This is a genomic window from Shewanella sp. 10N.286.51.B7 (assembly GCF_002873615.1).
Lineage (GTDB): Bacteria > Pseudomonadota > Gammaproteobacteria > Enterobacterales > Shewanellaceae > Shewanella > Shewanella electrodiphila.
The window spans coordinates 1-23,906 of the sequence record NZ_MCUF01000049.1 but is presented as its reverse complement, the minus strand read 5'-3'; the positions used below and the strand labels follow the sequence as shown (position 1 = coordinate 23,906).

The following is a 23,906-nucleotide window of genomic DNA, read 5'->3' as shown; positions in this document are numbered from 1 at the left end:
CACAGCTATCACTTACAACAGCACAAATCACTGACTGTAGGATTTAATACAGTTTACTCTCGCCATCTGGTCTTGTTTTCAAAAACTTTAAAAACCACATGTATTGCTCAGGATATGCATTGATAACTTGTTCAACCATTTTGTTAAGGGCAATGGCTTCATTATCCTTACCTTGCATGTCTTCTGGGTCTACTGCCTGCATCACGGTTAAATTAAACTGTCGCGCTTGTTTGTCATAACCAATTTTAACTGGCAGTACTTGCGCTTTTCCTGCTTGAGCTAAACGGCCAACCACTGGCAGTGTTGCTTTAACAGTCCCCAGTAATGGCGCAAAAACGCTTTGTTCTGGGCCTAAATCCTCATCTGGCAGGTAAAAGAAACTATTATCTTGTCTTAATTCGCTGATTAGAGCACGTATACCCGCCTCTCGCATGTAAACACGACCGTTTTGACTACTACGTAGACGGTTGCTAAACCAGTTAAACAAGCCATTCCTGTGAGCTTTTGCCATTGTCACCATCGGCAGTTCGATGTTAAGCCTGATCCCAGCATAATCGATTGGCCAAACATGAGGCATGATAAAAATCATCGGCTGCCCTGCTTGTCTTGCAGCTTCGACATGTTCAAAGCCTTCGATCGTGACACGACTTTTAATATGTTCATTAGAGCGCAGTAACAACTCAGCTTGCGACATTAATGTTAGAACAAACATATCGACATTGTCTTTAATCAAGGCATCAATTTCTGCTTCTGGCTTATCTGGAAAACAAGTACGCATATTAATTCGTGCAATATTAATTGGTTTTTTAGCAATCGACATTACAAGCTTGGCGAGGAGTCGCGAGATGGGGTCGCGTAGCCAAGCCGGCATAATGCCAAAAATGAATAAAATCAGAATGACAAACCAAGTACCCCAATATCGAGGGTGTAACAAAGAAAGAGTAAATCGACGATCGAAATGTTTTGCTTGTCTAGCCAAAAGAAACCTCAAAATTACATCAGCGCAGTGAAATGAATAGCGGAGCCAAAGACATATAATAACAATTTTCTACTACTCACAGCACGATATTTTTACCTCTCCAACATCAGGAGTAGTGATTAATTAATTTTAGAAAACAAAAAAGCCACTCAATTGAGTGGCTTTTTGAATAAAGCGAAACTATTTCTTAGCCGAGTTCGATTCTTCAACTCGAGTTTTCAACTTTTGTCCTGGACGGAACGTCACAACACGTCGAGCTGAAATTGGAATATCTTCACCAGTTTTTGGGTTCCTTCCCGGTCTTTGATTCTTGTCGCGCAGATCAAAGTTTCCAAAGCCAGATAACTTGACCTGCTCACCACTTTCGAGTGCTTCTCTAATTTCTTCAAAGAAAGACTCAACCATCTCTTTGGCAACACGTTTGTTCATGCCCAGCGTTTCAAAAAGATGTTCTGCCATTTCGGCTTTGGTAAGTGCCATACTTTTAGTCCCTCAACGATGCGTTGAACTCGGTCTTAAGTGCAGATACAACTGAATCAACAGTTTCGGTTATATCTTTTTCTTCAAGCGTACGAGTAATGTCTTGTAATGTAAGTGCTATTGATAGGCTCTTTTTGCCTGCTTCAACACCTTTACCTCGGTATACGTCGAACAAGTTTAAGCCAACCAACTGATTTTCGCCAACTTTTCTTATCAAATTCATAACATTAGTTGCAGAAACTTCTTCTTCAACAACAACAGCAATATCACGTCGATTTGCAGGAAACTTAGATACAGTCTGGGCTAGCGGCAAACTGGCATGCAGTAAAGCGTCCAGTTCTAACTCAAAAATAATTGTTTTGCCATTCAGTCCAAAAGGCTTTTCCAAACTAGGATGGACAGCACCAATGATACCAATGACCTGATTATTTCTTAGTATTTCAGCACATTGCCCCGGATGAAGAGCAGAATGTGTTGCACTTCTAAAAGTAAATTCAGAAGTTGAAACTGTCAAGCCGATAATTGATTCTAAATCACCTTTTAAATCAAAGAAGTCGACAGTTTTTGAATCCATTGACCAATGTTCATCATTTTGGACACCTGAAATCACCGCACCAATCATTGCTTCTTGTCTAACACCAGAATCTGCTTTTGCATCAGGTACAAAGCGTAAACCAGTCTCAAATAAACGCACTCGACCTTGTTGACGGCTTTGGTTATAACCTACTGACGTCAATAATCCAGTGAACATAGAGAGGCGCATCGCTGACATTTCAACCGAAATAGGATTCGGTAAAATCATCGCTGGCGCATCAGGGTGAACAAGATTTTGTTGTTTAGGATCAACAAAGCTGTAAGTCACCGCTTCTTGGAAGCCACGTGCGACTAAAACATTACGTACTTTACGTAGTGAAATATCAGCTTCTTTGTGATCAGACATGGTTAATGAAGCTACAGGCGCGATATTAGGGATATTGTTATATCCGTAGATGCGAGCCACTTCTTCAATCAAATCTTCTTCAATCGCCATATCAAAACGATAAGTTGCAGTGACAACATCCCACGTTTCAGCATTAGCGGTGACATTGAAACCTAAACGCTCAAGAATTTCAGTCACGTCAGTATCAGGAATATGATGGCCGAGAATTTTGTCTAGCTTGCTGCGACGTAGTGTCAATTCAGCAGGCTTAGGCAAGTGAGCTTCAGTCACAGCTTCTTCAACAGGGCCAGCTTCGCCGCCACAAATGTCTAATACTAGACGAGTCGCACGATCCATAACCTTATGTTGTAGTTCAGGGTCTACTCCACGCTCAAAACGGTGTGAAGCGTCTGTATGAAGACCTAAGCGGCGTGACTTACCCATAATCGCAAGAGGCGCAAAGAATGCACACTCTAAAAGAATATCTTGAGTTTTAGTGGTAACACCGGTTTTTTCACCACCAAACACACCGGCTAACGCGATTGAACCGCTGTCGTCTGCAATCACTAATGTATCACTAGGCACAGTAACTTCATTACCGTCTAGAAGCGTTAATTTCTCTACGCCGTCGCTTAAGCGAACTTGAATAGCACCCGCTAAGGTAGCTAAGTCAAATGCATGCATTGGCTGACCGTATTCAATTAATACGTAATTAGTAATATCTACAATTGGATCAATTGAGCGAATACCACTACGACGCAGTTTCTCTTGCATCCACAATGGAGTTGCAGCGGCAAGGTTAACGTTTTTAACTACACGGCCTAAGTAACGAGGACATGCTTGTGCATCGATAACATTAATCGCAACTTTATCGTCGATAGTCGAAGCTACTGCTTCCCAAGTTGGCTCTGTTACTGCTTCACGGTTTAATACGCCAACTTCACGCGCAAGACCAGCCATGCCTAAACAATCTGCACGGTTTGCCGTTAAATCAACGTCAATCACCGCATCGTTAAGGTCAAGGTATTCACGAACATCCTTACCAATTGGAGCATCCGTCGGTAATTCGATAATACCATCGCTTTCGATGTCGATACCTAATTCACCGTACGAACACAACATACCAAATGATGGTTGACCACGTAATTTAGCTTTCTTAATTTTAAAGTCACCAGGTAAAACAGCACCTACCATAGCAACAGCAACTTTAAGACCTAAACGACAATTTGGTGCACCACAAACGATATCGATTAACTCTTCTTCACCGACATTAATTTTGGTTACACGCAATTTGTCAGCATCAGGATGCTGACCACACTCAACCACTTCACCGACAACAACACCGCTAAATTCGGCGGCTACAGGGTCAACGCCGTCTACTTCAAGACCTGCCATTGTAATTTGGTGTGATAACGCGTCACGACTTACTGATGGGTTAACCCACTCACGAAGCCAAGATTCACTGAATTTCATCTTTATATTGCTCCGTTATTTGAATTGCTTAAGAAAACGTAAATCGTTTTCGAAGAAGGCACGTAGGTCATTTACGCCGTAACGCAGCATTGTTAAACGCTCAACCCCCATACCAAAAGCAAAACCAGAGTATTTTTCAGGGTCAATACCGACACTGCGAAGGACATTAGGGTGCACCATGCCGCAACCTAATACTTCTAACCACTTGCCATTTTTGCCCATCACATCCACTTCTGCAGAAGGTTCAGTGAATGGGAAGTAAGATGGACGGAAACGAACTTCTAAATCTTCTTCAAAGAAGTTACGCAAGAAATCATGCAAAATGCCTTTCAGCTCAGCAAAGTTAACTTTCTCATCAACTAACAGCCCTTCCACCTGGTGGAACATTGGCGTATGAGTTTGATCGTAGTCATTACGGTAAACACGGCCTGGAGAAATAATACGTAAAGGCGGTTTTTCGTGTTCCATAGTACGAATTTGAACACCTGAAGTTTGCGTACGAAGCATTACTTTAGGGTTAAAATAGAAAGTATCATGATCTGCACGAGCCGGATGGTGCTCTGAAATGTTCAATGCATCAAAGTTATGGAAATCATCTTCAATTTCAGGACCGTTCTTAACCGAAAATCCTAACTCGCCAAAGAAAGTTTCAATACGTTCGATAGTACGGGTCACTGGGTGCAAGCCACCCAATTCAATTGTACGACCTGGTAAGGTAACATCGATTTGTTCAGCGATAAGTTGCGCTTCTAATTCTGCAGACTTTAAGCCTTCAATACGCTCAGAAAGTTCTTTCTGTACCGCTTGTTTTGCTTTATTGACTGCTTGTCCAAAAGCAGGTTTCTCTGCTGGACTTAAGCTACCCATCAATTTCATCATGTCAGTGATCTTACCTTTTTTACCAAGGTAATCGACACGGATATCATCCAATGCCTTTAGATCACTGGCCTTACCTATTACTTCTAAGGCTTGTTCTACGATCTCAGTTAACTGCTGCATTATTTCTTCCACTGCATTCTTGCATATCAAATGCGTTTGGGCGTCTAAGGATAGACGACATATTTAGTCTAGGCATAAATGTAAAATTAAACCTAAAGCATGGGGTTAAAACAAAAGATGGGATTTTACGTGACCTAGGCTTATTTTACTAGCATTTATTGCAATTTAAACCAGTAAACTCCTGCGTTATCATGAGTTAGCCTCATGTAAATTGAAATTTATCAAACGCTAAAAAATCTTATACCCCTAAAAGTATAATTTTATGAATAATTCAATATATACAAGCCAGTAGCAATTAATCCGTCAGCCATTATTGCCTTTAACAAAACTCCATCTAAAGTTTAATCAGTATTATCCGATATAACGACATAGCGCGTATAAAACAAGAGGCCAAAATGAAAGAAGTAAAGTTTAGATGGATTGATCAATTTTTAATTAAATTATCCATTAAATCCAAATTCACAATATTGGCGATTGTTCCGATTGCATTGATTTTATTGCTGACTTTTACATTGACAAGCAGTTTTAAAACGACCTTAGCTGAAGCTGAAATTGAAGAAGCTATATCCCTTAACAATACTTATAATCATGCAATTGAAGCTGCCTTAGATTTACTTGAACAAGATAAACAACAAGCTTTCCTATCTGACGTAAATGGCTCAAGCCGAGCGGTTAATATTGATACGCTTTCTCGCCAAGAACAACAAATCGCACGTCAAGGTGGCGGTTCCCTCGAAACAGGCCAAGGCTTTAATGTCTTTAGTAATGTTAATTCTCACGATATTGTTATCACCACTCAAATAGCGCACAAAACTATCGATGATAAAACCAGCGGCGATAATAATTTGGCCTATTTATTAATGGTGTTGATTATTGCAATTATTTTGTTCTTTTCTTATTACATCTCAACGTTTATCGGCGGCGCGTTATATACCACTGTGATGGCGCTACGTAGAGCAACTGAAGGCGATTTAACTAGTCGATTAAACTTTTTCGAAGTCCCCGATGAATTTAGTTTGCTGGCTATTAGTGTTGATGAATTGGTTGACAGGCAACACAAACTTGTCGTTCAAATGACTCATGCTACTGAGCAAATTAGGCATGTAGTACATTCATTTAGAAACACGGCTGAAGAGGGTCAAACTGTCGCTGTTAATCAACGTCAACATTTGGACTCACTGGCTACAGCCATGGAGGAAATGACTGCAGCCGTTAAAGAAGTGGCCCGTAATGCAGAACAATCTTCAGCAGAGACTCAAGAGGCGAATAATCAGGTTACAGCAGGGTCTAACGACATTGAAACCACAGTGCAAGCCATTGATTTACTTTCAACTGAAATTGCTGGCGCTTCAGACGCTGTGAATGAATTAAATGACAATGCCAGTAAAATTGATGCAGTTGTAACCACAATTAATGCCATTTCTGAACAAACCAACTTACTTGCCTTAAATGCTGCTATTGAAGCTGCACGTGCGGGTGAGCAAGGTCGTGGGTTTGCTGTCGTTGCCGATGAGGTTCGTACTCTTGCAGGTAGAACACAATCTGCCACGGTAGAAATTAAAACCATGATTGAAGCTTTACAATCTGGTACTCAGAACCTAACACAAGTTATGTCTCGCACCGTTGAACAAGCAGAAGAAGGTAAAAAGCATGTCCTTCAAACTGGTGACGATTTAGAAAGCATTGCCCATCATAGTGGTAAAGTGTTTGAGATGAGCGTATTAATCGCTACATCAGCAGAGGAGCAATCAGCTGTCGCAAATGAAATAGCCTCTAATTTAATGGAAATTAGAAATCAATCCCATAATGTTGAAGAAGCGGCAAATCTATCAGTATCTGGTTGTAATGAGCTAAACACGACGGCAGAAGAACTCGATAAACTAATGATTGGTTTGAAGATTTAAAGTCAAATCGGCATATAAATGCAAAAAGCTCGTCCCTAGATGGTGACGAGCTTTTATTTACCAATTTTATCTGGCTGTTTTATCTGGCTGTTTTATCTGGCAATATGATCTGGCTATAAGTAAGTTAAACGCATTAATCTAGCAGTGCTAATACAGCTTAATTAACACTAGTGAAGCATTAACGGTTTTTCTCTAATCGAGCCAATAAACTTGAAGTGTCCCAGCGATTACCTTTCATTGACTGCACTTCTGAATAAAACTGATCAACCAATGCAGTGACGGGAAGTTGGCTGCCATTACGTCTACCTTCTTCAAGGGCGATACCTAAATCTTTACGCATCCAATCAATCGCAAACCCAAAGTCATACTCGCCCTGCCACATGGTTTGGTAACGGTTTTCCATTTGCCAACTTTGTGCTGCTCCCTTACTGATAACTTCAACCACCTTTAAACCATCTAAACCAGCACTTTTAGCAAAATGGAGCCCTTCAGCGAGCCCCTGCACCACACCTGCAATACAGATTTGATTAACCATTTTAGTTAATTGACCAGCGCCAACATCACCTAATAATTCAGCGCAGCGGCTATAAGATTCAATCACGGGTTTGACTTGATTGAAGACCGACTCTTTCCCGCCCATCATCACGGTCAGTACACCATTTTCAGCCCCAGCTTGGCCACCAGAAACAGGTGCATCTAAAAACTCGACATTTTGGCCAGCTAATAAAGCAGCAACTTCACGTGCCACATCCGCTGATGCTGTTGTGTGATCTACGAGTACAGCACCTTGATTAATACCGTGAATAACACCGTTGTCGCCTAAGATAACTTGTCTTAAATCATCATCATTACCAACGCAGGTAAATACAATATCTTTATCTTTTGCAGCTAAAGCTGGCGTTAACGCGAACTCACCTTGATAATCTTGAGTCCACCTTTCCGCTTTCGCCGTTGTACGATTGTACACAGTGACTTGATGGCCTTGTTTGACAAGATGACCCGCCATTGGGTATCCCATAACACCAAGTCCGATAAATGCTACCTTTGCCATATTATCCTTCTTATTATTTTAATGGTTTTATAATTACAGTGCAGGTTTAACGTGCGCTTCCATTTCTGCGCCAATACGCTTACGCATATCCATTAATCTTAATGCAGAGTCTCTTAAACGAACATCGTCTTCATTTTGTGGGATCCACTCAGGTACAGAAGTTGGTTTACCATCATCATCAACCGCAACCATGATCACAATACAATGGGTGGTTAAATGGCGTTCAGGTTCTTTAGGATCGCCCGCTTTTACATCAATACCTAAGTGCATTGATGATGTACCGGTATAAATTACTTTAGCGCTCACTTCGACAATATTGCCAACATGAATAGGTTTCACAAAACGAATACCGCCAGCATAAACCGTAATACAGTATTTCCCGCTCCAACCTGCCGCGCCAGCATAAGCCGCCAAATCAATCCATTTCATTACCGCGCCGCCGTGCACTTTGCCGCCAAAGTTAACATCTGCAGGTTCGGCCAAAAATCGTAAGGTTATTTCTCTATCAATACCGGCCATACAGCCTCCTAAATGAATCATCTAGACTCAGTTTACGATATTTTTAAACCTAAAACGTTAAAAAAATCAGCTTTGCAATAATTTAGTCATTATATTATTGAATTGTTATTTATCCTCGAAAATATCCACGTTTCGATAATAAAGGAACGAATCTATTAAACAGCAAATACAAAAAAGCAGTAACCGAAGTTACTGCTTTTATTATGTATTCATTTTGAATGTTAATTATAATTCAAAACTGATTTATGGCATATTTTAAGATGTGCTTTACTCTACGAATCCGCTTTTTTGAATAAAAGCGAGCCGTTAGTGCCACCAAAACCAAATGAATTACATAATGCGTAGTCAAATGTATGCTCTTTTGCTTTATGGGCAACAAAGTCTAAATCACAGCCTTCATCTGGGTTATCTAAATTAATGGTTGGCGGTACGATTTGATCACGTAATGCCAAAATAGTAACAATAGCTTCAACTGAGCCCGCAGCACCTAATAAATGCCCCGTCATAGACTTAGTCGAACTGACTAATAAATCATAAGCATGAGGGCCAAATACTGATTTAACCGCTGCAGCTTCTGCTTTGTCACCAGCTGGTGTTGATGTGCCATGAGCATTAATGTAGCCCACTTTTTCATTTTCAATTTGCGCATCATTGATAGCATTAACCATTGCAGCAGCAGCACCTGCACCATCTGCTGGAGGTGAAGTCATATGGAAAGCATCGCCACTCATGCCAAACCCTACAAGTTCAGCATAAATTTTGGCACCACGTGCTTTTGCATGTTCATACTCTTCCATGACCATCACTCCAGCACCATCACCAATAACAAAGCCATCACGGTCTTTATCCCATGGACGGCTTGCAGCAAGCGGATCGTCATTACGAGTCGATAACGCTTTAGCCGAGCCAAAACCTGCGACTGCAAGTGGTGAGGTCACATCCTCTGCACCGCCTGCAACCATCACATCGGCATCGCCATATGCAATGGTGCGCGCTGCAAAACCAATGTTATGCACACCAGTAGTACAAGCGGTTGTTACAGCAAAATTCGGGCCTGTCATGCCATATTTGATTGATAAGTGCCCTGCTATCATATTGATAATAGTACTTGGGACAAAAAATGGAGAAACCTTACGCGGGCCACCTTTTAATAATGCGGCGTGGTTTTGCTCAATTAATGGCATCCCCCCCATTCCAGCACCAATTGCAGTTCCCACTCGTGAAGGGTTTTCTTTTTCCATATCCAAACCGGCATCGTTCATGGCTTGAATACCAGCAGCCATGCCGTATTGGATAAATAAGTCCATTTTGCGCGCATCTTTACGCGATAAGTACTGCTCGACGTCAAAATCTTTTACAGAGCCACTGAAACGCGTACTGAATTCAGTTGCATCAAATTTGGTAATGGGTGCAATACCACTTTTACCCGCTAATAAAGACTGCCAAGAAGAATCGACATCGTTACCCACTGGAGTAACTAGTCCTAGGCCTGTAATGACAACACGACGTTTAGACACAGTATTCACCTTTGAAATAAATAGGCATAAGCCAATAATAAACAATATTGGTTAATCCATCATCAATGACTTTGTACCGGTACATTTAGCATTGAGTAGATAAGGATGGAGCTGAGGATTAACGCTTGGAAATTAAGTCTAGTCGAAAAGTATCGACTTCAGAAACAAAAACAGGCGGCATAAATGCCACCTGTTTTTGTGAATCTGGGATTACTGATTTTTTGAAACGTAATCGATCGCTGCTTGAACAGTAGTGATCTTTTCAGCTTCTTCATCAGGGATCTCGGTATCAAACTCTTCTTCTAGAGCCATAACCAATTCAACAGTGTCCAGAGAATCTGCACCTAAATCGTCTACGAATGATGCAGCTGATTTAACGTCTTCTTCTTTAACGCCAAGTTGCTCAATGATGATTTTCTTTACACGTTCTTCGATGTTGCTCATTAGTTTTCTTTCCTATTCAAATTACACACTTGCGTAAGATTGCGAGTAGTTTATTCGATCCAGCTGACAATGCAAGCTTAGTTTTCGTGGTCTAACCACGAAAATTATCATACTTTGATATCAAACCAGATTCAATAAAAGTCGTTGCCTTTGAAGGCGATTAAACCATGTACATTCCACCATTTACATGCAGGGTCTCACCCGTTATGTAAGCAGCAGAGTCAGATGCTAAGAACAATACAGCGTTAGCAATCTCTTGTGCCTGCCCTAAACGCTCCATTGGAACTTGTGACATGATAGCTTGCTGTTGTTCTTCAGTTAGCTCATCTGTCATGTCAGTTTGTATGAAACCTGGTGCAATAGCATTCACTGTTATTTGACGAGATGCAACCTCTCTTGCAAGAGATTTTGTAAATCCGATCAAACCAGCTTTAGCTGCAGAGTAGTTTACTTGGCCTGCATTGCCCATGGTACCAACAACTGAACCGATGTTAATGATGCGTCCATTACGTTTTTTCATCATTGAGCGCATTACAGGTTTTGATAATCTAAATAGCGACGTTAAGTTAGTATCAAGGATATCTTGCCACTCATCATCTTTCATTCGCATTAATAAATTATCACGAGTGATACCCGCGCTGTTTACAAGAATATCAACATCACCGGCTTTTTCTTTGATCTGGGCGAATAATTGTGCAACTGATTCTTTATCAGTAACGTTTAATACTAGACCGTGACCTTTGTCGCCAAGGTACTCTTGAATCGCCGCAGCACCTTTTTCACTGGTTGCAGTACCAATAACAACTGCGCCGGCTTCGACCAAGGTTTCAGTGATTGCACGTCCAATACCACGACTTGCGCCGGTGACTAATGCAACTTTACCGGTTAAATTAAAGCTAATGCTCATGAAAATTCCTTATTGGATTAAAGCAGATAAAGACGCTGCATTGTTAACCGCATGCCCCTTTAATGATTTATTAATTCTTTTTGTTAAACCCGTTAAGACTTTACCTGGGCCCATTTCTACTAAATCTGTGATGCCTTTACTTGCCATTAGCTCGACCGATTCGCTCCAACGTACAGGGCAATATAACTGGCGAACTAAAGCATCTTTAATGTCACTTGCCGCAGTTGGCGTAGCAACATCAACATTATTTATCACGCTAATTTTAGGCTCATTAAAAGTCAGTTCGGTTAATGCTATCGCTAACTTATCAGCTGCAGGCTTCATCAGTTCACAATGAGACGGCACACTCACTGGTAATGCTACTGCCATTTTAGCCCCTGCCGCTTTACACGCAGCCGCAGCTCTTTCTGCCGCTTCTTTTTCACCAGCGATAACGACTTGGCCAGGACTATTAAAGTTAACCGGGCTAACCACTGCGCCATTGGCTGATTCTTCACAAGCTGTTGCGATTGCATCATTATCTAAACCGATAATAGCAAACATCGCACCTGTGCCTGCTGGAACAGCCTGTTGCATGAGTTGACCACGAAGCTCGACTAATTTAATTGCATCAGCAAAATCAATCACACCAGCACATACCAGCGCGGAGTACTCACCTAAGCTATGGCCTGCTAATAAAGCAGGTTGAGTCGCACCGCTTGCTTGATAAGCGCGGAAAATAGCTACACTTGCGGTTAATAATGCAGGTTGAGTTTTATCTGTTTCATTTAACTTTTCAGCGGGTCCATCTTGAGTTAGCGCCCAAAGGTCATAACCCAATACTTCGCTTGCTTGTGAAAATGTCTCAGTGACAACCGGAAAATCCGCAGCAAGATCAGTTAACATGCCAACGGCTTGCGAACCTTGACCAGGAAAAACAAAAGCCATATTTTCCATTATTTTTATTACCTTTATTCGTTCATGAAAAATGAAATTATTCGTCTGTCGTCAGTATAAAGCACTCACTTTACTGACAAGTAATATTAGAACAGTTAATGAATGAGTCTCTATTCAAAATATTAATTATCTTACTGACGTTTTAACGATAAATCTAGAATCTAACCAGCAGGTTAAATCAAAACCTAACTAACGCACTGCCCCATGCAAAACCGCCGCCAAACGCTTCTAGCAAGATTAATTGACCACGTTGAATGCGGCCATCTCTGACGGCTTCATCCAGAGCAATCGGAACCGATGCAGCTGAAGTATTACCATGCTTAGCTAACGTCAATACAACTTTATCTAAGCTCATATCCAGTTTCTTAGCTGTAGCTTTAATAATTCTAAAGTTTGCTTGATGAGGCACTAACCAATCAATTTCTGATTTATCAATATTATTAATACGTAATGTTTCAGTCACAACATGCGAAAGCTGAGTGACTGCAAACTTGAAAACATCATTACCTTTCATAGTCATAAAACTAACGGCTTCTGATGATTCTGCAGCTCTTGGCGGGAAAGAACATTTTAATAAATCACCTTGACGGCCATCAGCATAAATATGAGTCGAAATAATACCTGGTTGCTCACTTGCACCAATCACGGCTGCACCAGCACCATCGCCAAATAATATGACAGTAGTACGATCTTCAGGATCGCACAAACGTGATAACACATCTGCACCGATAACCAATACTTTTTTAGCGGCACCTGTTTTTACAAACTGGTCTGCAATAGATAATGCATAAACAAAACCTGAGCACGCTGCAGCAATATCAAACGCCGGAATAGTATGAATGCCGAGTAACTTTTGAATTTCACAGGCTGCAGCAGGAAAAGCATTGCTAGCACTTGTGGTACCACAGACAATCATGTCTAGTTCACTGGCTTCAATCCCTGCCATTTCTAGCGCTTTTAAAGCGGCTTGATAACCTAATGTAGTAACAGTTTCGTCTTTTGCTGCAATACGTCGTTCAGAAATACCTGTACGCTCCACAATCCATTGATCTGAAGTGTCGACCATTTTTTCTAAATCGTGATTACTACGAACTTGCACCGGCAGATAACTACCAGTTCCGAGAATTTTTGTTTGCATATAATGAGATCAGCTATTGATGTCTAAAAGAATCGTCTCCAAACGATCTTTAATCATTTCCGGAAGACGACGTTTTGCTTCTGTAGCAGCTAAATTGATTGCTTGTAAGTAAGCCGCTTCATCAGCGTTTCCATGACTCTTTACTACTATTCCGCGCAATCCTATCAGACTTGCGCCATTGTAGTGGTCGGGGTTCATCTTACTGAGCACTGATTGTATACGTGGAGCGAGGAGTTTAGACAACATCCGAACGAATAAACCTTGCGTTAAGCCACGTTTTAATTGGTGGACTAACAGCTTAGCAATGCCTTCTGATGTTTTTAACGTGATATTGCCAACAAAGCCATCACAAACAATGACATCAACCGTTCCGGTGAATATTTCATCACCTTCAATAAAACCGGTGTAATTGACTTGTTCAGTATCCAATAAATACTGAGCAGCTTGCTGGACTTGATCGTTGCCCTTCACGTCTTCGATGCCGACGTTCAGTAATGCAACTTTTGGTCTTGCGCGTTTATGGACTGCTTCACATAACACTGATCCCATGACTGCAAACTGAAATAACGTTTCAGAGTCACAGGATACATTTGCGCCAAGATCTAATAAATAAACAGGTTTACCTGTTACTGCAGGTAAGCAACTCACTAAAGCGGGCCTATCAACCCCAGGAAGCGTTTTAAGTAAAATTTTGGCCAATGCCATTAATGCACCAGTATTACCGGCACTAACGCACGCTTGGGCTTTACCATCTTTAACTAATTCTAACGCCAAACGCATTGAACTTTGTTTGCGCGAACGAATAGCTTGAATAGGTCTATCACACATGGTGATAACTTCAGTGGTATGAATAATTTGAATACGTGCACGAATAGCACTATCAATATCAACTAGGAAAGGATCTATTTCGGTTTGATTACCGACAAGAATAATGGATAGTTGAGAATTGAATTTCAGTGCCTGCAAGGCTGCAGGCACTGTGACGAAGGGGCCATTATCGCCCCCCATCACATCTAACGCGAGCGTCAGATCCGTCATAAGATTAGCAACAAATTACTTGTTGATAACCTTTTTACCGCGGTAAAAACCATCAGCAGTCACGTTGTGACGTAGATGTAATTCACCGCTAGTAGCGTCTACAGATAATTGAGCTGTGCTCAATGCATCGTGTGAACGGCGCATGCCGCGCTTTGAACGTGATTTTTTATTCTGTTGTACAGCCATTTGACTTGTCTCCTAGATTACTTGCTCTTCAGTTTTTCTAACACTGCAAACGGATTTGGACGCTCCTCTTGAGAGGGCTCGATTTCGCCTACAACTATGTCTTTTGTTCCTAAGTTGCAATCAACATTCTGATGCATAGGAATAATTGGCATAGCGATTATCAATTCATCTTCGATCAACTGATGCAGACGAACTTCACCAATTTCATTGCACTCAATCGGCTCATACGCATCCGGGAGCTCATCGATTTCTTCTTGTGTCTTACAAAGACCAAAGGAGAAGTCGACCGTAACCTCTGTGGTATATGGTGTCATACAACGTTGACATAGCAGAGTGAGCTCCGTCACAGCCTTCCCGCTAAGGTAGACTATCCCCTGAATATCGACGCCACATTCTAGCGACACTGTCACATCGGAACAATCGCCAGCACATAACTCGTTTAATCGCTTATTCTGTTTGCCGGGCACAACACCTTCATAACGAAGACCGCTGGCTGCAGTTCGAATAGGATCAATTGATACTGGTATCTTTACTGTTTGCATAAGGCGCGCATATTATAGTTTGAAAACGCTAGAGTCAAAGGAAATTTATCCAAATTGCGGTTAATTGCTTAACTAAACAAATTGAACAATTTACTAAAACGCCAACATTAAAATTGATCGAAGCGAAATATTACCTGTCACAGCCTGCGATCACAAGCGCGATCCGGCTAAATTTACTGCATTTGAACGCAATTTTGACTTATTATAGTCGTAATTATCTAAATACATGAAAGACGTAACATGAATACCAAAATAATCTTGGCTTCTACATCAGTATATCGCAAAGAAATTCTCGAAAAATTACAACTTCCTTTCGACTGTTTATCTCCCAATGTCGACGAAAGCCCCATTAAAGGTGAAACAGCACAAGCATTAGTATTACGCCTAGCAAAAGCAAAGGCTGTAGCAGGTGCCAAACTCTACAATACAATTAATAATAATCTCGATACGCATAAAAAAGATGTGAACAATAATCCAGAGACTAAACTCGATAAAATTAGCTATATAAAGAGTGGATCAAACGAAATACAACCTGCGGTGATAATTGGCTCGGATCAAGTGGCAGTAATAGATGGCAAAATTGTTGGTAAACCCCACTCCAGTGACAAAGCCATCAAACAACTTCAACAAGCCTCCGGCAAAGCTATCACTTTTTATACTGGACTCAGTGTTATCCATAGCCAAACACTGCAAGCATTCAGTTTAATCGAACCATTCACCGTGCACTTCAGAGAGTTAACCCTCGCAGAAATTACCCGTTATGTTGAACTAGAACAACCTTTATACTGTGCTGGCAGCTTTAAAGCTGAAGGACTAGGAATCGCTCTATTTGAAAAGCTTAAAGGCGATGACCCTAACACCTTGATTGGTTTACCACTGATTAAGCTTATTCAGTTACTTAAAAAACATGATATTCAAGTATTGTAAAAGTCACGTTTTTTAAAAAATATATGAATCTTTGTTAAGGATAATCAAAGGTTCAATTTAAAATCGGTAATTTCTGAATGACTATTATCGAGCGCAATATAATTTTGCGTCTACTTCATTGAATAACTCACTTCCAACTCATTTAATCAACAAAGATAAAAGAATCATTACAAAAATAGAAGCAAGGATTACAAAGAATAGAATAAAACAAAAATCAATTAATGCTAATGAAAGTGACAATCAGCAATATAAATACACAAACCCACTTGCAAACAATTAAAATTAGTTACCCGGCAAGTATTCCAGACTGATGGAATTACTCCAAAATGAAATACCAAGTACACTCAACCTTTCAATTTAATATTCATCATTAATATAACCTCTTTCATTTCGTATAAATAAGCCTTCTAACTTGACGATATATTTACATTGTTACAGATTAAAAAAAAGACTAAAAAGTTAATGAAACGATATGGTAATGTTTCCCCCTTTAATTAGCGATTTAGCACCACTTTGCAATAAAAAATTAAACAGCCAATGCAAAGCCAGCCAACAAGCCATTAATAACAGCAGCTTAAACAAAAACACAGCAATAAGCCCAAACAACTTAAGGTTGTTCTAAACTAATGTTCAGTTCTCAAAACAACTTAAATATACATTTAGATCACATTGCAACTAATATCATTTACCATGTAAGAATAAAATTGACATTCATCACATACTATTTCTTTGCAAACATTTACATTCCTCACCGAAGCAATCACCGCATTACTAATACTAGATAATAGAATTAGTAATGAATCAAAGTTAAAGCTGCAATATCAGAGGTGTTAACTAAAGCATCGATATTGCACAAATGATTTTGTGAGCACTGCTTTATTTACATCTAAATTAAATTTGGATGTTCAAACATTTTAAAGCTGAACGTAGTTAAACGTTTTATTAACGTATGAATAAAAGATTGTTCGTCTCACCTAGTGTTTTACAAGACATTCATTTAAATGGACGTCATTAAGCTATTAAGGTAAAGACTGCTCATTCTATCCATCGCTTTAAATTGTAGGTTGAAATAAAAATAATATTAAATGCTAGTCACAAACTAGTAGGGGAACAATGATGAAAAAAACTTTTAAATTAAGCCTTGTCTGTATTTCAGTTTTGGCTTTAACTGCTTGTAACGATGATGATACTGTTACAATCGATCCTAATCCTGAACTAGAAGTACAAATTGCTGAATTAACTCAACAAAACCAGCAATTAGATGAGGCTAATAAAGGTTTAACAGAAGATAACAAAAATCTATCTGATACCAACAAAGAGTTAGATGAGAAAGCCACTAGCTTTGTTAGCACATTCCAACAACAGTGTGCCAACATTGGTGTCAATTTCGAATATGAAAACCCGAATCCTGATACGCCGTATGTCAATAATGGTAAATCACCAGAAGCGAGTTTAGTGGGCGTATTTGGTATGCCTGAAATTCCTTTTGAGCATAATGAAGGGTCCACATGTACTTCATGCCACAACGATGGCCACGATAACGGTATGACTTGTGATACTTGTCATAGCTTTGCAGCAGAACCTGTTGAGCCAACAGATCCTGTTGATCCAGTTGAACCAACAGACCCAGGTGCGCCAGGGGTTCCTACTCATCCAGCTGATGGAAATTGGGATAGTTATACTGGAGCATCAAATGTAGGTACTTTCTATTACAATGCAGACGGTGCTTCATTTGTTAATGCTGCATTCTTAGAAACTCGTATGGGTAAACAAAATACTTTCTATGAATGGAAAGAAGCTGCTGAAGGCGAAGGTGTTAAAACACTTAAAACGGCTTGTGGCCAAGAAAATCGTGAATTTATCACCCATGAATTCCCAGACGATGGCAAATCTTATACGCTGAATAGTTATTCTAACTTCAAAGGTGCTTCTACTTTCACTACTCATCGTATGGAAAATGGCACGCCAATAGCGAGTTCAGCTACATTTGGTCCTGGTATGAGCTTAGAAGATGACGGTGAATACTACATCGACTTATTTATTACCAAGAATAATACTTGTAAAAACTTAATCACCAACGGCAGTGGTGAAGTGCATTACTATGAGTATGATACTCGTTCTAATGTTAAGAAAGGCTCACCAGATATGGGACCACGTAATGCTGGTGCACGTATACAAGTAACCGCTGATTTACATAAGTCAGTACTGAAAAGCTTTGACTGGTTCACACCTGTTTATGGAGCTGATGGCCAATCATTTGATCCACTAGCTGTAGACTGGAACACTGTAGGTTCTTGTGATCTAAAACTGAAAGTGCAAGTTATCTACCCACTAGGTTAATTAACACTTAGATACAAAAAAGCCGGTGAATGATTCATCGGCTTTTTTATGATTAATTCTTAAGGCAATAACTAGTTATGATTCGAGACTATTTTTTATAAACTGAAACAAGTAGCCAAATCGTACAAGATAACTCTACGAGCTAAAGATGCAATAATATATCAGTCGGCTTATTGACTGTTGCTGTTGGACTCTGACTTAATAAATCTTCTAAGCTATGTGCACCATAAGTGACCGCAATGCTACTCACACCCGCATTATTTGCCATTGCAATATCAAGCTTTGAATCACCAATCATCACTGCCTGTTCAGCATTGATATCTAACTCATCAAGTAAAGATGTGATCATCGAAGGGTGAGGTTTAGACTCAGCTTCATCAGCAGAACGAGTAGCCACAAAATATTTACCTAAACCCGTTTCAGACAACATTCTATCAAGACCTGCTCTGCGTTTACCGGTAGCAATGGCTAACGTGTGCCCTGCTGCTTGAATTTGAGATAACACATTCTCAATACCGTCAAACAAAGGCGAAGGCGTCACATTAATGTTTAAGTAGTAGTTTTTGTAAGCTTCCAAAAGTTCGTCGTACATATCAGCATTGTGAGGAAACAACTTTTCCATCGCAGGTAAAATAGACAAACCGATAATATCGCGGACTTGTTGCTCTGAAGGAACAACTAAACTTAATTCTTTCGCCACACATTGCATGCAATCAACTATTTTACCGATTGAATCCATTAATGTGCCATCCCAATCAAAGATGACTAACTGATACTGTTTTGTCTGATTTGGGTTCATGCGCGCTTTAACTTCTCTAAGGTTGCTAATAAAACATCATCTAATGGCGCTTTTACTGTCGTCACTTCATCATTTTCAGGATGTATAAACTTAAGTTCAGCCGCATGCAAAAATAAACGATTTAAACCTTTGTCACGCATAGCATCATCAAACTTCTTCTCACTGTACTTATCATCACAGGCAATTGCATGACCTGCATATTGACAATGTACTCGAATTTGGTGAGTTCGACCTGTTACTGGACTCGCTTTAACTAATGTGCAGCCTTGGTAACGCTGCATAATCTTATAACGGGTTTCAGATGCTTTACCTTCAGGGTTTACTCTGACTATTCGCTCACCAGATTTAAGAGTGATTTTAAGTAACGACGCTTTAATGACTTTATCTTTAGCTTGCCAATCACCGCGAACCAAAGCCATATAATCTTTCTGCATCGTTTTCTTACGCAGTTGATCGTGTAAATGTTTTAATGCGCTGCGTTTCTTAGCAATAAGTAACACACCTGATGTGTCTTTATCTAATCGATGAACCAACTCTAAAAACTTTTGTTGTGGTCGTAATGAACGAAGGCCTTCAATCACACCAAAATCAACACCACTGCCACCGTGAACAGCAATTCCCGCAGGTTTATTCAATACGATAAGATGATTATCTTCATGAATAATACGTGCCTCTAACTGAGTCACTTTCGATAATTTAGCTGAAGGGGCTGTACGATGATCTTTTTCAGCCATTCTCACTGGCGGAATACGCACCACATCATCAATTTGTAATTTATACTCAGGTTTTATCCTTTTCTTATTTACACGCACCTCTCCTTTTCGCACGATTCTATAAATCATGCTTTTAGGAACACCTTTTAATTTGGTGAGAAGAAAATTATCAATGCGTTGCTCAAAATGATCTTCATCAATGATGACCAACTGAACTTTTGTGGGAATTTCTGTATTCATGATGCGCCTATAGTAATTACGGCGCACATTGTACCCTAAGTTTTACCTTGATGGGATAATAAGAATTCGTTGTTTTGATTGCTGTCTAAATTGTTTATTGCTATATTTGCGCAGTGATTGAGGATAAACAGTGAATAAATTGTTCACAACCTCAATTTATTATGGTGTTTTTTCAGTAGAATTCATGAGCACGGCAGGTCGCAAATCATTGATTTGCAGACTGTAAACATCACAAAGCAATAAGAATTGCTTTTACAGTTAAACCGTCTGTTTCATCATTATTTAAAAAGTTTTCCTGAAACATTGCACCCCCAAATTCGAACAAATTTTAGCTTGTTATCAAACAGACCGATTCGACTTGGGCATTACCGGATAAGAAATTTTAAAATTTATGGGGTTGGTTGCGTATTAACAACGAATTCCTTGTTTTTGTAATCATTAAAAAATAAGCCATAAATAGGATGCGACACGCAGCGAATGCGTCTTACAGCAATGCGCACCTAACTTGCCTAAAAACCAGCCGTGAGGCTTTGTGAATAATAATTTTAGGCCCGTAATGCAACGATAAGTCTTTGTTTGATGACCTTATTAGAAGAATTAAGTCATCATGAAACGTATGTTAATAAATGCAACTCAATCGGAAGAGTTGCGCGTTGCCCTAGTAGATGGGCAACAATTGTATGATCTGGATATCGAAAGCCCAGGCCATGAACAAAAAAAATCAAATATCTATAAAGGCACCATCACTCGCGTAGAACCTTCTTTAGAAGCTGCGTTTGTTGATTACGGCGCTGATCGTCACGGTTTCCTTCCGCTTAAAGAAATCGCACGCGAATACTTCCCTAAAGGATACTCTTTCCAAGGTCGCCCAAATATCAAAGAAGTGGTATCTGAAGGCCAAGAAGTTATCGTACAAATCGACAAAGAAGAACGTGGTAATAAAGGCGCCGCCTTAACAACGTTTATCTCTCTTGCTGGTTCTTACTTAGTGTTAATGCCTAATAACCCACGTGCTGGCGGTATTTCTCGTCGCATCGAAGGTGATGAGCGTACTGAGCTTAAAGCAGCAATGTCTGAGTTATCTGTACCTAACGGTATGGGTCTTATTGTACGTACAGCTGGTGTTGGTAAAGACGCTGCTGAACTAAAATGGGATCTTAAAGTTCTTCAACATCATTGGGATGCCATTCAGGAAGCTGCTCAAAGCAAGCCTGCACCATTCCTTATTCACCAAGAAAGTAACGTAATTGTTCGCGCAATCCGTGATTACTTACGCCGTGATGTTGGTGAAATCTTAATTGATCACCCACGCATTTTTGAAGAAGCGAAACAGCATATTGGCCTTGTTCGCCCTGATTTCGTTGAACGTGTTAAGCGTTACGAATCTGAAGTACCGCTATTCACTCACTTCCAAATTGAGTCTCAAATTGAGTCTGCTTTCCAACGTGAAGTACGTTTGCCTTCTGGCGGTTCAATTGTTATTGACCCGACTGAAGCATTAACGTCTATCGATATTAACTCTGCACGTGCTACAAAAGGCGGAGATATTGAAGAAACAGCATTAAACACTAACCTTGAAGCCGCAGACGAAATTGCACGTCAATTACGTTTACGTGACCTAGGTGGTTTAGTGGTTATCGATTTCATCGATATGACACCAGTTAGACACCAACGTGAAGTTGAAAACAGAATGCGTGATGCGGTTCATTTAGACCGTGCTCGTGTGCAATTAGGTCGTATTTCTCGTTTTGGTTTGATGGAAATGTCACGCCAACGTCTACGCCCTTCTCTTGGTGAATCTGCAGGTCATTTATGTCCTCGCTGTCATGGCCAAGGTACGATTCGTAGTACTGAATCTTTAGCTCTTTCTATCCTTCGCTTAATGGAAGAAGAAGCGATTAAAGAAAACACCTCGCAAATCGAAGCTGTTGTACCTGTTGATGTTGCTGCATTCTTATTGAACGAAAAGCGTAAAGCAATTCGCATCACTGAAGAACGTCACAATGTTGAAGTGTACGTAATCCCAGATTCGCACATGACAACACCTGACTACCGCGTATCACGTTTAAGAAGCGATGATGAAGTCGTTGAGTCAAGCTATAAGCGTGTAGAAAAACCTGAAGCTAAGTTGTACGAACCACGTAAACTAGAACGTGCAGAAGCACAACAACCAGCTATTAAAGGTTTTGGTACGCCAAAAAATGTAGCGCCAAAACCGACTGTTGAACAGCCTACTAAAGTTGAAGCTACTGCATCAGAGCCTGGTTTCTTCGCTAAAATGGTTTCAGCGATTAGCAAACTATTCTCATCAGATGAGCCTGCGAAAACTGAATCTAAGCCATCAGACAAAAATCGTAAAGATGGTCAAAACAACCGTCGTAACCGTCGCAATGATTCACGTCGCACTGACAATCGTCGCAATCGTAATGACAACCGCAGCGATAACCGTAACGATGCTGATAACAAAGGCAGAGACAACAAAGGTCGTAACAAGAAGTCTGACAGAGATGTTGCTAACAAAGAGCAAGCTGATAAACGTCCGACTAAGAATGACCCTAAAGTTAATACAAATAAACCTGTTGTAGATAAGCCACGTGCTGAAGGCGAGAAATCACCTAAGCAGGAAGCTGCCAGAGAACGTCGTCAACGTCGTAACATGCGCCGTAAAGTTCGAATTGAAAACGAACAAAATGAAGCTAAGTTAAATGACGTTGCCACAACTGAAACTACTGCTTCAGTTGAAACAGCTAAGCCTGTTGCGACAGAACAAGCAGCTAAACCGGCTCGTACTCGTCGTCCAAGAAAAGATAACACAGCAAAAACTGAGCAAGTTAAGTCTGAATCAGTTGAAGCGGTAACATCTGAATCAGCAAAAGATGCTCAAGTTATCAAAACTGAAAAAACTGATTCTGAAGTGAAAGTTGACTCTGCAGTTGTCGAAACCACGGTTGAAGCAACAAGTTCAGCGCCTGTAGCTGCCCCAGCTGAAGCATCAGCAGAAGCGCCTGTTGTTACATCTGAAGATAATGCTGAAGACAGTGATGAGAAACAAGGTCAGCGTCGTAGCCGTCGTAGCCCTCGTCATTTGCGTGCAGCGGGTCAACGTCGTCGTCGTGATGAAGATGAAACAGCGCCAGCAACAGCTGTATTTACTCCAGTTGATGAACTTGAAAAACAACTCGATGCAGAACAAGCTGAAGCAGCAGTTGAAGTTAAAACTGAGGCTCCTGCTGTTGAAACAACACCCGTTGTTGAAGAAGTTAAAGTTGAAGCACCTGTTGCTCAAGAGCCTGCAGTTGAAGAAGTTAAAACTGAAGCGCCTGTTGCTCAAGAGCCTGTAGCTGAAGAAGTTAAAACTGAAGCGCCTATTGCTCAAAAGCCTGTAGCTGAAGAAGTTAAAGCTGAAGCGCCTATAGCTCAAGAGCCTGTAGTTGAAGAAGTTAAAACTGAAGCGCCTATTGCTCAAGAGCCTGTAACTGAAGAAGCTAAAGTTGAACCGCTAAAAGCACCAGCTAAAGATAATTCAATCGCTTCGGCACCTATGGCAAAACCTGCTGCTATTCAGCGTAAAGTTGTTGCTACACCAACAGCATCTGCCGCGAAAGTTGAAGCGCCAGCTAAAAAACCTGCTGCCGCTAGTCGCTTTGGTTCTATGGTGATGTCAGATACAACTAAACCTGTTTCTGAAGCTCGAACTCAGCAAGCTGTCCCTAAAGGTCGTGAATATGAAAAATCACAACCTGATGCTGAAGCATCTAAGTCTAGAATGGCAAATAGTGCTTCGTCTGATACGACAAAAGCTTAATGATTTAAGTTCAGTCTAAAAGACTCATTTAAAAACCACGCTAATTAGCG

Annotated in this window: 20 protein-coding genes; 4 read left to right on the top strand and 16 right to left on the bottom strand. The window is 40.5% G+C overall.

Annotated elements, in window-relative coordinates:
• Positions 1-43: 43 nt before the first annotated feature.
• The 4 genes from lpxM to pheS all read right to left on the bottom strand — a co-directional run bounded on the left by lpxM (position 44) and on the right by pheS (position 4,850).
• Positions 44-979 (bottom strand): lauroyl-Kdo(2)-lipid IV(A) myristoyltransferase, encoded by a 936-nt coding sequence (lpxM, locus tag BCU84_RS14045; protein ID WP_102528705.1) that lies wholly within the window; start codon positions 977-979, stop codon positions 44-46.
• Positions 980-1,159: 180 nt separating this feature from the next.
• Positions 1,160-1,459, bottom strand: coding sequence for an integration host factor subunit alpha (gene ihfA, locus BCU84_RS14040; RefSeq protein WP_102528704.1), 300 nt, complete (start codon positions 1,457-1,459; stop codon positions 1,160-1,162).
• Positions 1,460-1,463: 4 nt separating this feature from the next.
• Positions 1,464-3,851 carry a phenylalanine--tRNA ligase subunit beta gene (pheT, locus tag BCU84_RS14035; protein ID WP_102528703.1) on the bottom strand — a complete coding sequence of 796 codons (2,388 nt, stop codon included), beginning with the start codon at positions 3,849-3,851 and terminating at the stop codon, positions 1,464-1,466.
• 15 nt (positions 3,852-3,866) lie between these two features.
• Positions 3,867-4,850, bottom strand: a complete 984-nt coding sequence (gene pheS / locus BCU84_RS14030) for a phenylalanine--tRNA ligase subunit alpha (protein ID WP_102528702.1) — start codon at positions 4,848-4,850, stop codon at positions 3,867-3,869.
• Positions 4,851-5,245: 395 nt separating this feature from the next.
• Between pheS and BCU84_RS14025 the strand changes: the two genes are divergently transcribed.
• The gene (locus BCU84_RS14025) at positions 5,246-6,754 is read left to right on the top strand and encodes a methyl-accepting chemotaxis protein (RefSeq protein WP_102528701.1); all 1,509 of its coding nucleotides are present in this window, start codon (positions 5,246-5,248) and stop codon (positions 6,752-6,754) included.
• A gap of 178 nt (positions 6,755-6,932) precedes the next feature.
• Here BCU84_RS14025 and BCU84_RS14020 read toward each other — a convergent pair whose 3' ends face one another.
• From BCU84_RS14020 to yceD, 10 genes are all read right to left on the bottom strand, one after another.
• Entirely contained in the window at positions 6,933-7,805 is an 873-nt protein-coding gene (locus BCU84_RS14020) for an NAD(P)-dependent oxidoreductase (RefSeq protein WP_102528700.1), read from the bottom strand.
• A 33-nt stretch (positions 7,806-7,838) separates the two neighbouring features.
• Positions 7,839-8,324, bottom strand: coding sequence for an acyl-CoA thioesterase (locus BCU84_RS14015; RefSeq protein ID WP_102528699.1), 486 nt, complete (start codon positions 8,322-8,324; stop codon positions 7,839-7,841).
• A gap of 272 nt (positions 8,325-8,596) precedes the next feature.
• A complete protein-coding gene (gene fabF / locus BCU84_RS14010) occupies positions 8,597-9,841 on the bottom strand; it encodes a beta-ketoacyl-ACP synthase II (RefSeq protein WP_102528698.1) in 1,245 nt (414 codons plus the stop codon).
• 210 nt (positions 9,842-10,051) lie between these two features.
• Positions 10,052-10,285 carry an acyl carrier protein gene (gene acpP / locus BCU84_RS14005; protein ID WP_011496723.1) on the bottom strand — a complete coding sequence of 78 codons (234 nt, stop codon included), beginning with the start codon at positions 10,283-10,285 and terminating at the stop codon, positions 10,052-10,054.
• Positions 10,286-10,445: 160 nt separating this feature from the next.
• Positions 10,446-11,192: a 3-oxoacyl-ACP reductase FabG gene (fabG, locus tag BCU84_RS14000; protein ID WP_102528697.1), complete on the bottom strand. Its 747-nt coding sequence runs from the start codon at positions 11,190-11,192 to the stop codon at positions 10,446-10,448.
• A 9-nt stretch (positions 11,193-11,201) separates the two neighbouring features.
• Positions 11,202-12,128, bottom strand: coding sequence for an ACP S-malonyltransferase (fabD, locus tag BCU84_RS13995; RefSeq protein WP_102528696.1), 927 nt, complete (start codon positions 12,126-12,128; stop codon positions 11,202-11,204).
• A 178-nt stretch (positions 12,129-12,306) separates the two neighbouring features.
• Positions 12,307-13,266 (bottom strand): beta-ketoacyl-ACP synthase III, encoded by a 960-nt coding sequence (locus tag BCU84_RS13990; protein ID WP_102528695.1) that lies wholly within the window; start codon positions 13,264-13,266, stop codon positions 12,307-12,309.
• A 9-nt stretch (positions 13,267-13,275) separates the two neighbouring features.
• Entirely contained in the window at positions 13,276-14,304 is a 1,029-nt protein-coding gene (plsX, locus tag BCU84_RS13985; protein ID WP_102528694.1) for a phosphate acyltransferase PlsX, read from the bottom strand.
• 15 nt (positions 14,305-14,319) lie between these two features.
• Complete coding sequence (rpmF, locus tag BCU84_RS13980; protein ID WP_011496728.1) at positions 14,320-14,490, bottom strand: 50S ribosomal protein L32; 171 nt, start codon at positions 14,488-14,490, stop codon at positions 14,320-14,322.
• Between the two features lie 17 nt (positions 14,491-14,507).
• Positions 14,508-15,032, bottom strand: a complete 525-nt coding sequence (gene yceD / locus BCU84_RS13975) for a 23S rRNA accumulation protein YceD (protein WP_102528693.1) — start codon at positions 15,030-15,032, stop codon at positions 14,508-14,510.
• Between the two features lie 240 nt (positions 15,033-15,272).
• On the opposite strand from yceD, the gene BCU84_RS13970 reads away from it, so the two are divergent.
• Positions 15,273-15,959, top strand: a complete 687-nt coding sequence (locus BCU84_RS13970; protein WP_102528692.1) for a nucleoside triphosphate pyrophosphatase — start codon at positions 15,273-15,275, stop codon at positions 15,957-15,959.
• A gap of 1,116 nt (positions 15,960-17,075) precedes the next feature.
• Complete coding sequence (locus BCU84_RS13965) at positions 17,076-18,299, top strand: hypothetical protein (protein ID WP_102528691.1); 1,224 nt, start codon at positions 17,076-17,078, stop codon at positions 18,297-18,299.
• A 142-nt stretch (positions 18,300-18,441) separates the two neighbouring features.
• Here the strand turns inward: BCU84_RS13965 and BCU84_RS13960 are convergent, their stop codons facing one another.
• Positions 18,442-19,098 carry an HAD-IA family hydrolase gene (locus tag BCU84_RS13960; RefSeq protein ID WP_102528690.1) on the bottom strand — a complete coding sequence of 219 codons (657 nt, stop codon included), beginning with the start codon at positions 19,096-19,098 and terminating at the stop codon, positions 18,442-18,444.
• On the bottom strand, positions 19,095-20,051 hold the full coding sequence (gene rluC, locus BCU84_RS13955) for a 23S rRNA pseudouridine(955/2504/2580) synthase RluC (protein ID WP_102528689.1): 957 nt from the start codon (positions 20,049-20,051) through the stop codon (positions 19,095-19,097). Before rluC ends, BCU84_RS13960 begins: the two co-directional genes overlap by 4 nt.
• A 607-nt stretch (positions 20,052-20,658) precedes the next feature.
• On the opposite strand from rluC, the gene rne reads away from it, so the two are divergent.
• Positions 20,659-23,856 carry a ribonuclease E gene (gene rne / locus BCU84_RS13950; protein WP_102528688.1) on the top strand — a complete coding sequence of 1,066 codons (3,198 nt, stop codon included), beginning with the start codon at positions 20,659-20,661 and terminating at the stop codon, positions 23,854-23,856.
• Positions 23,857-23,906: the final 50 nt, after the last annotated feature.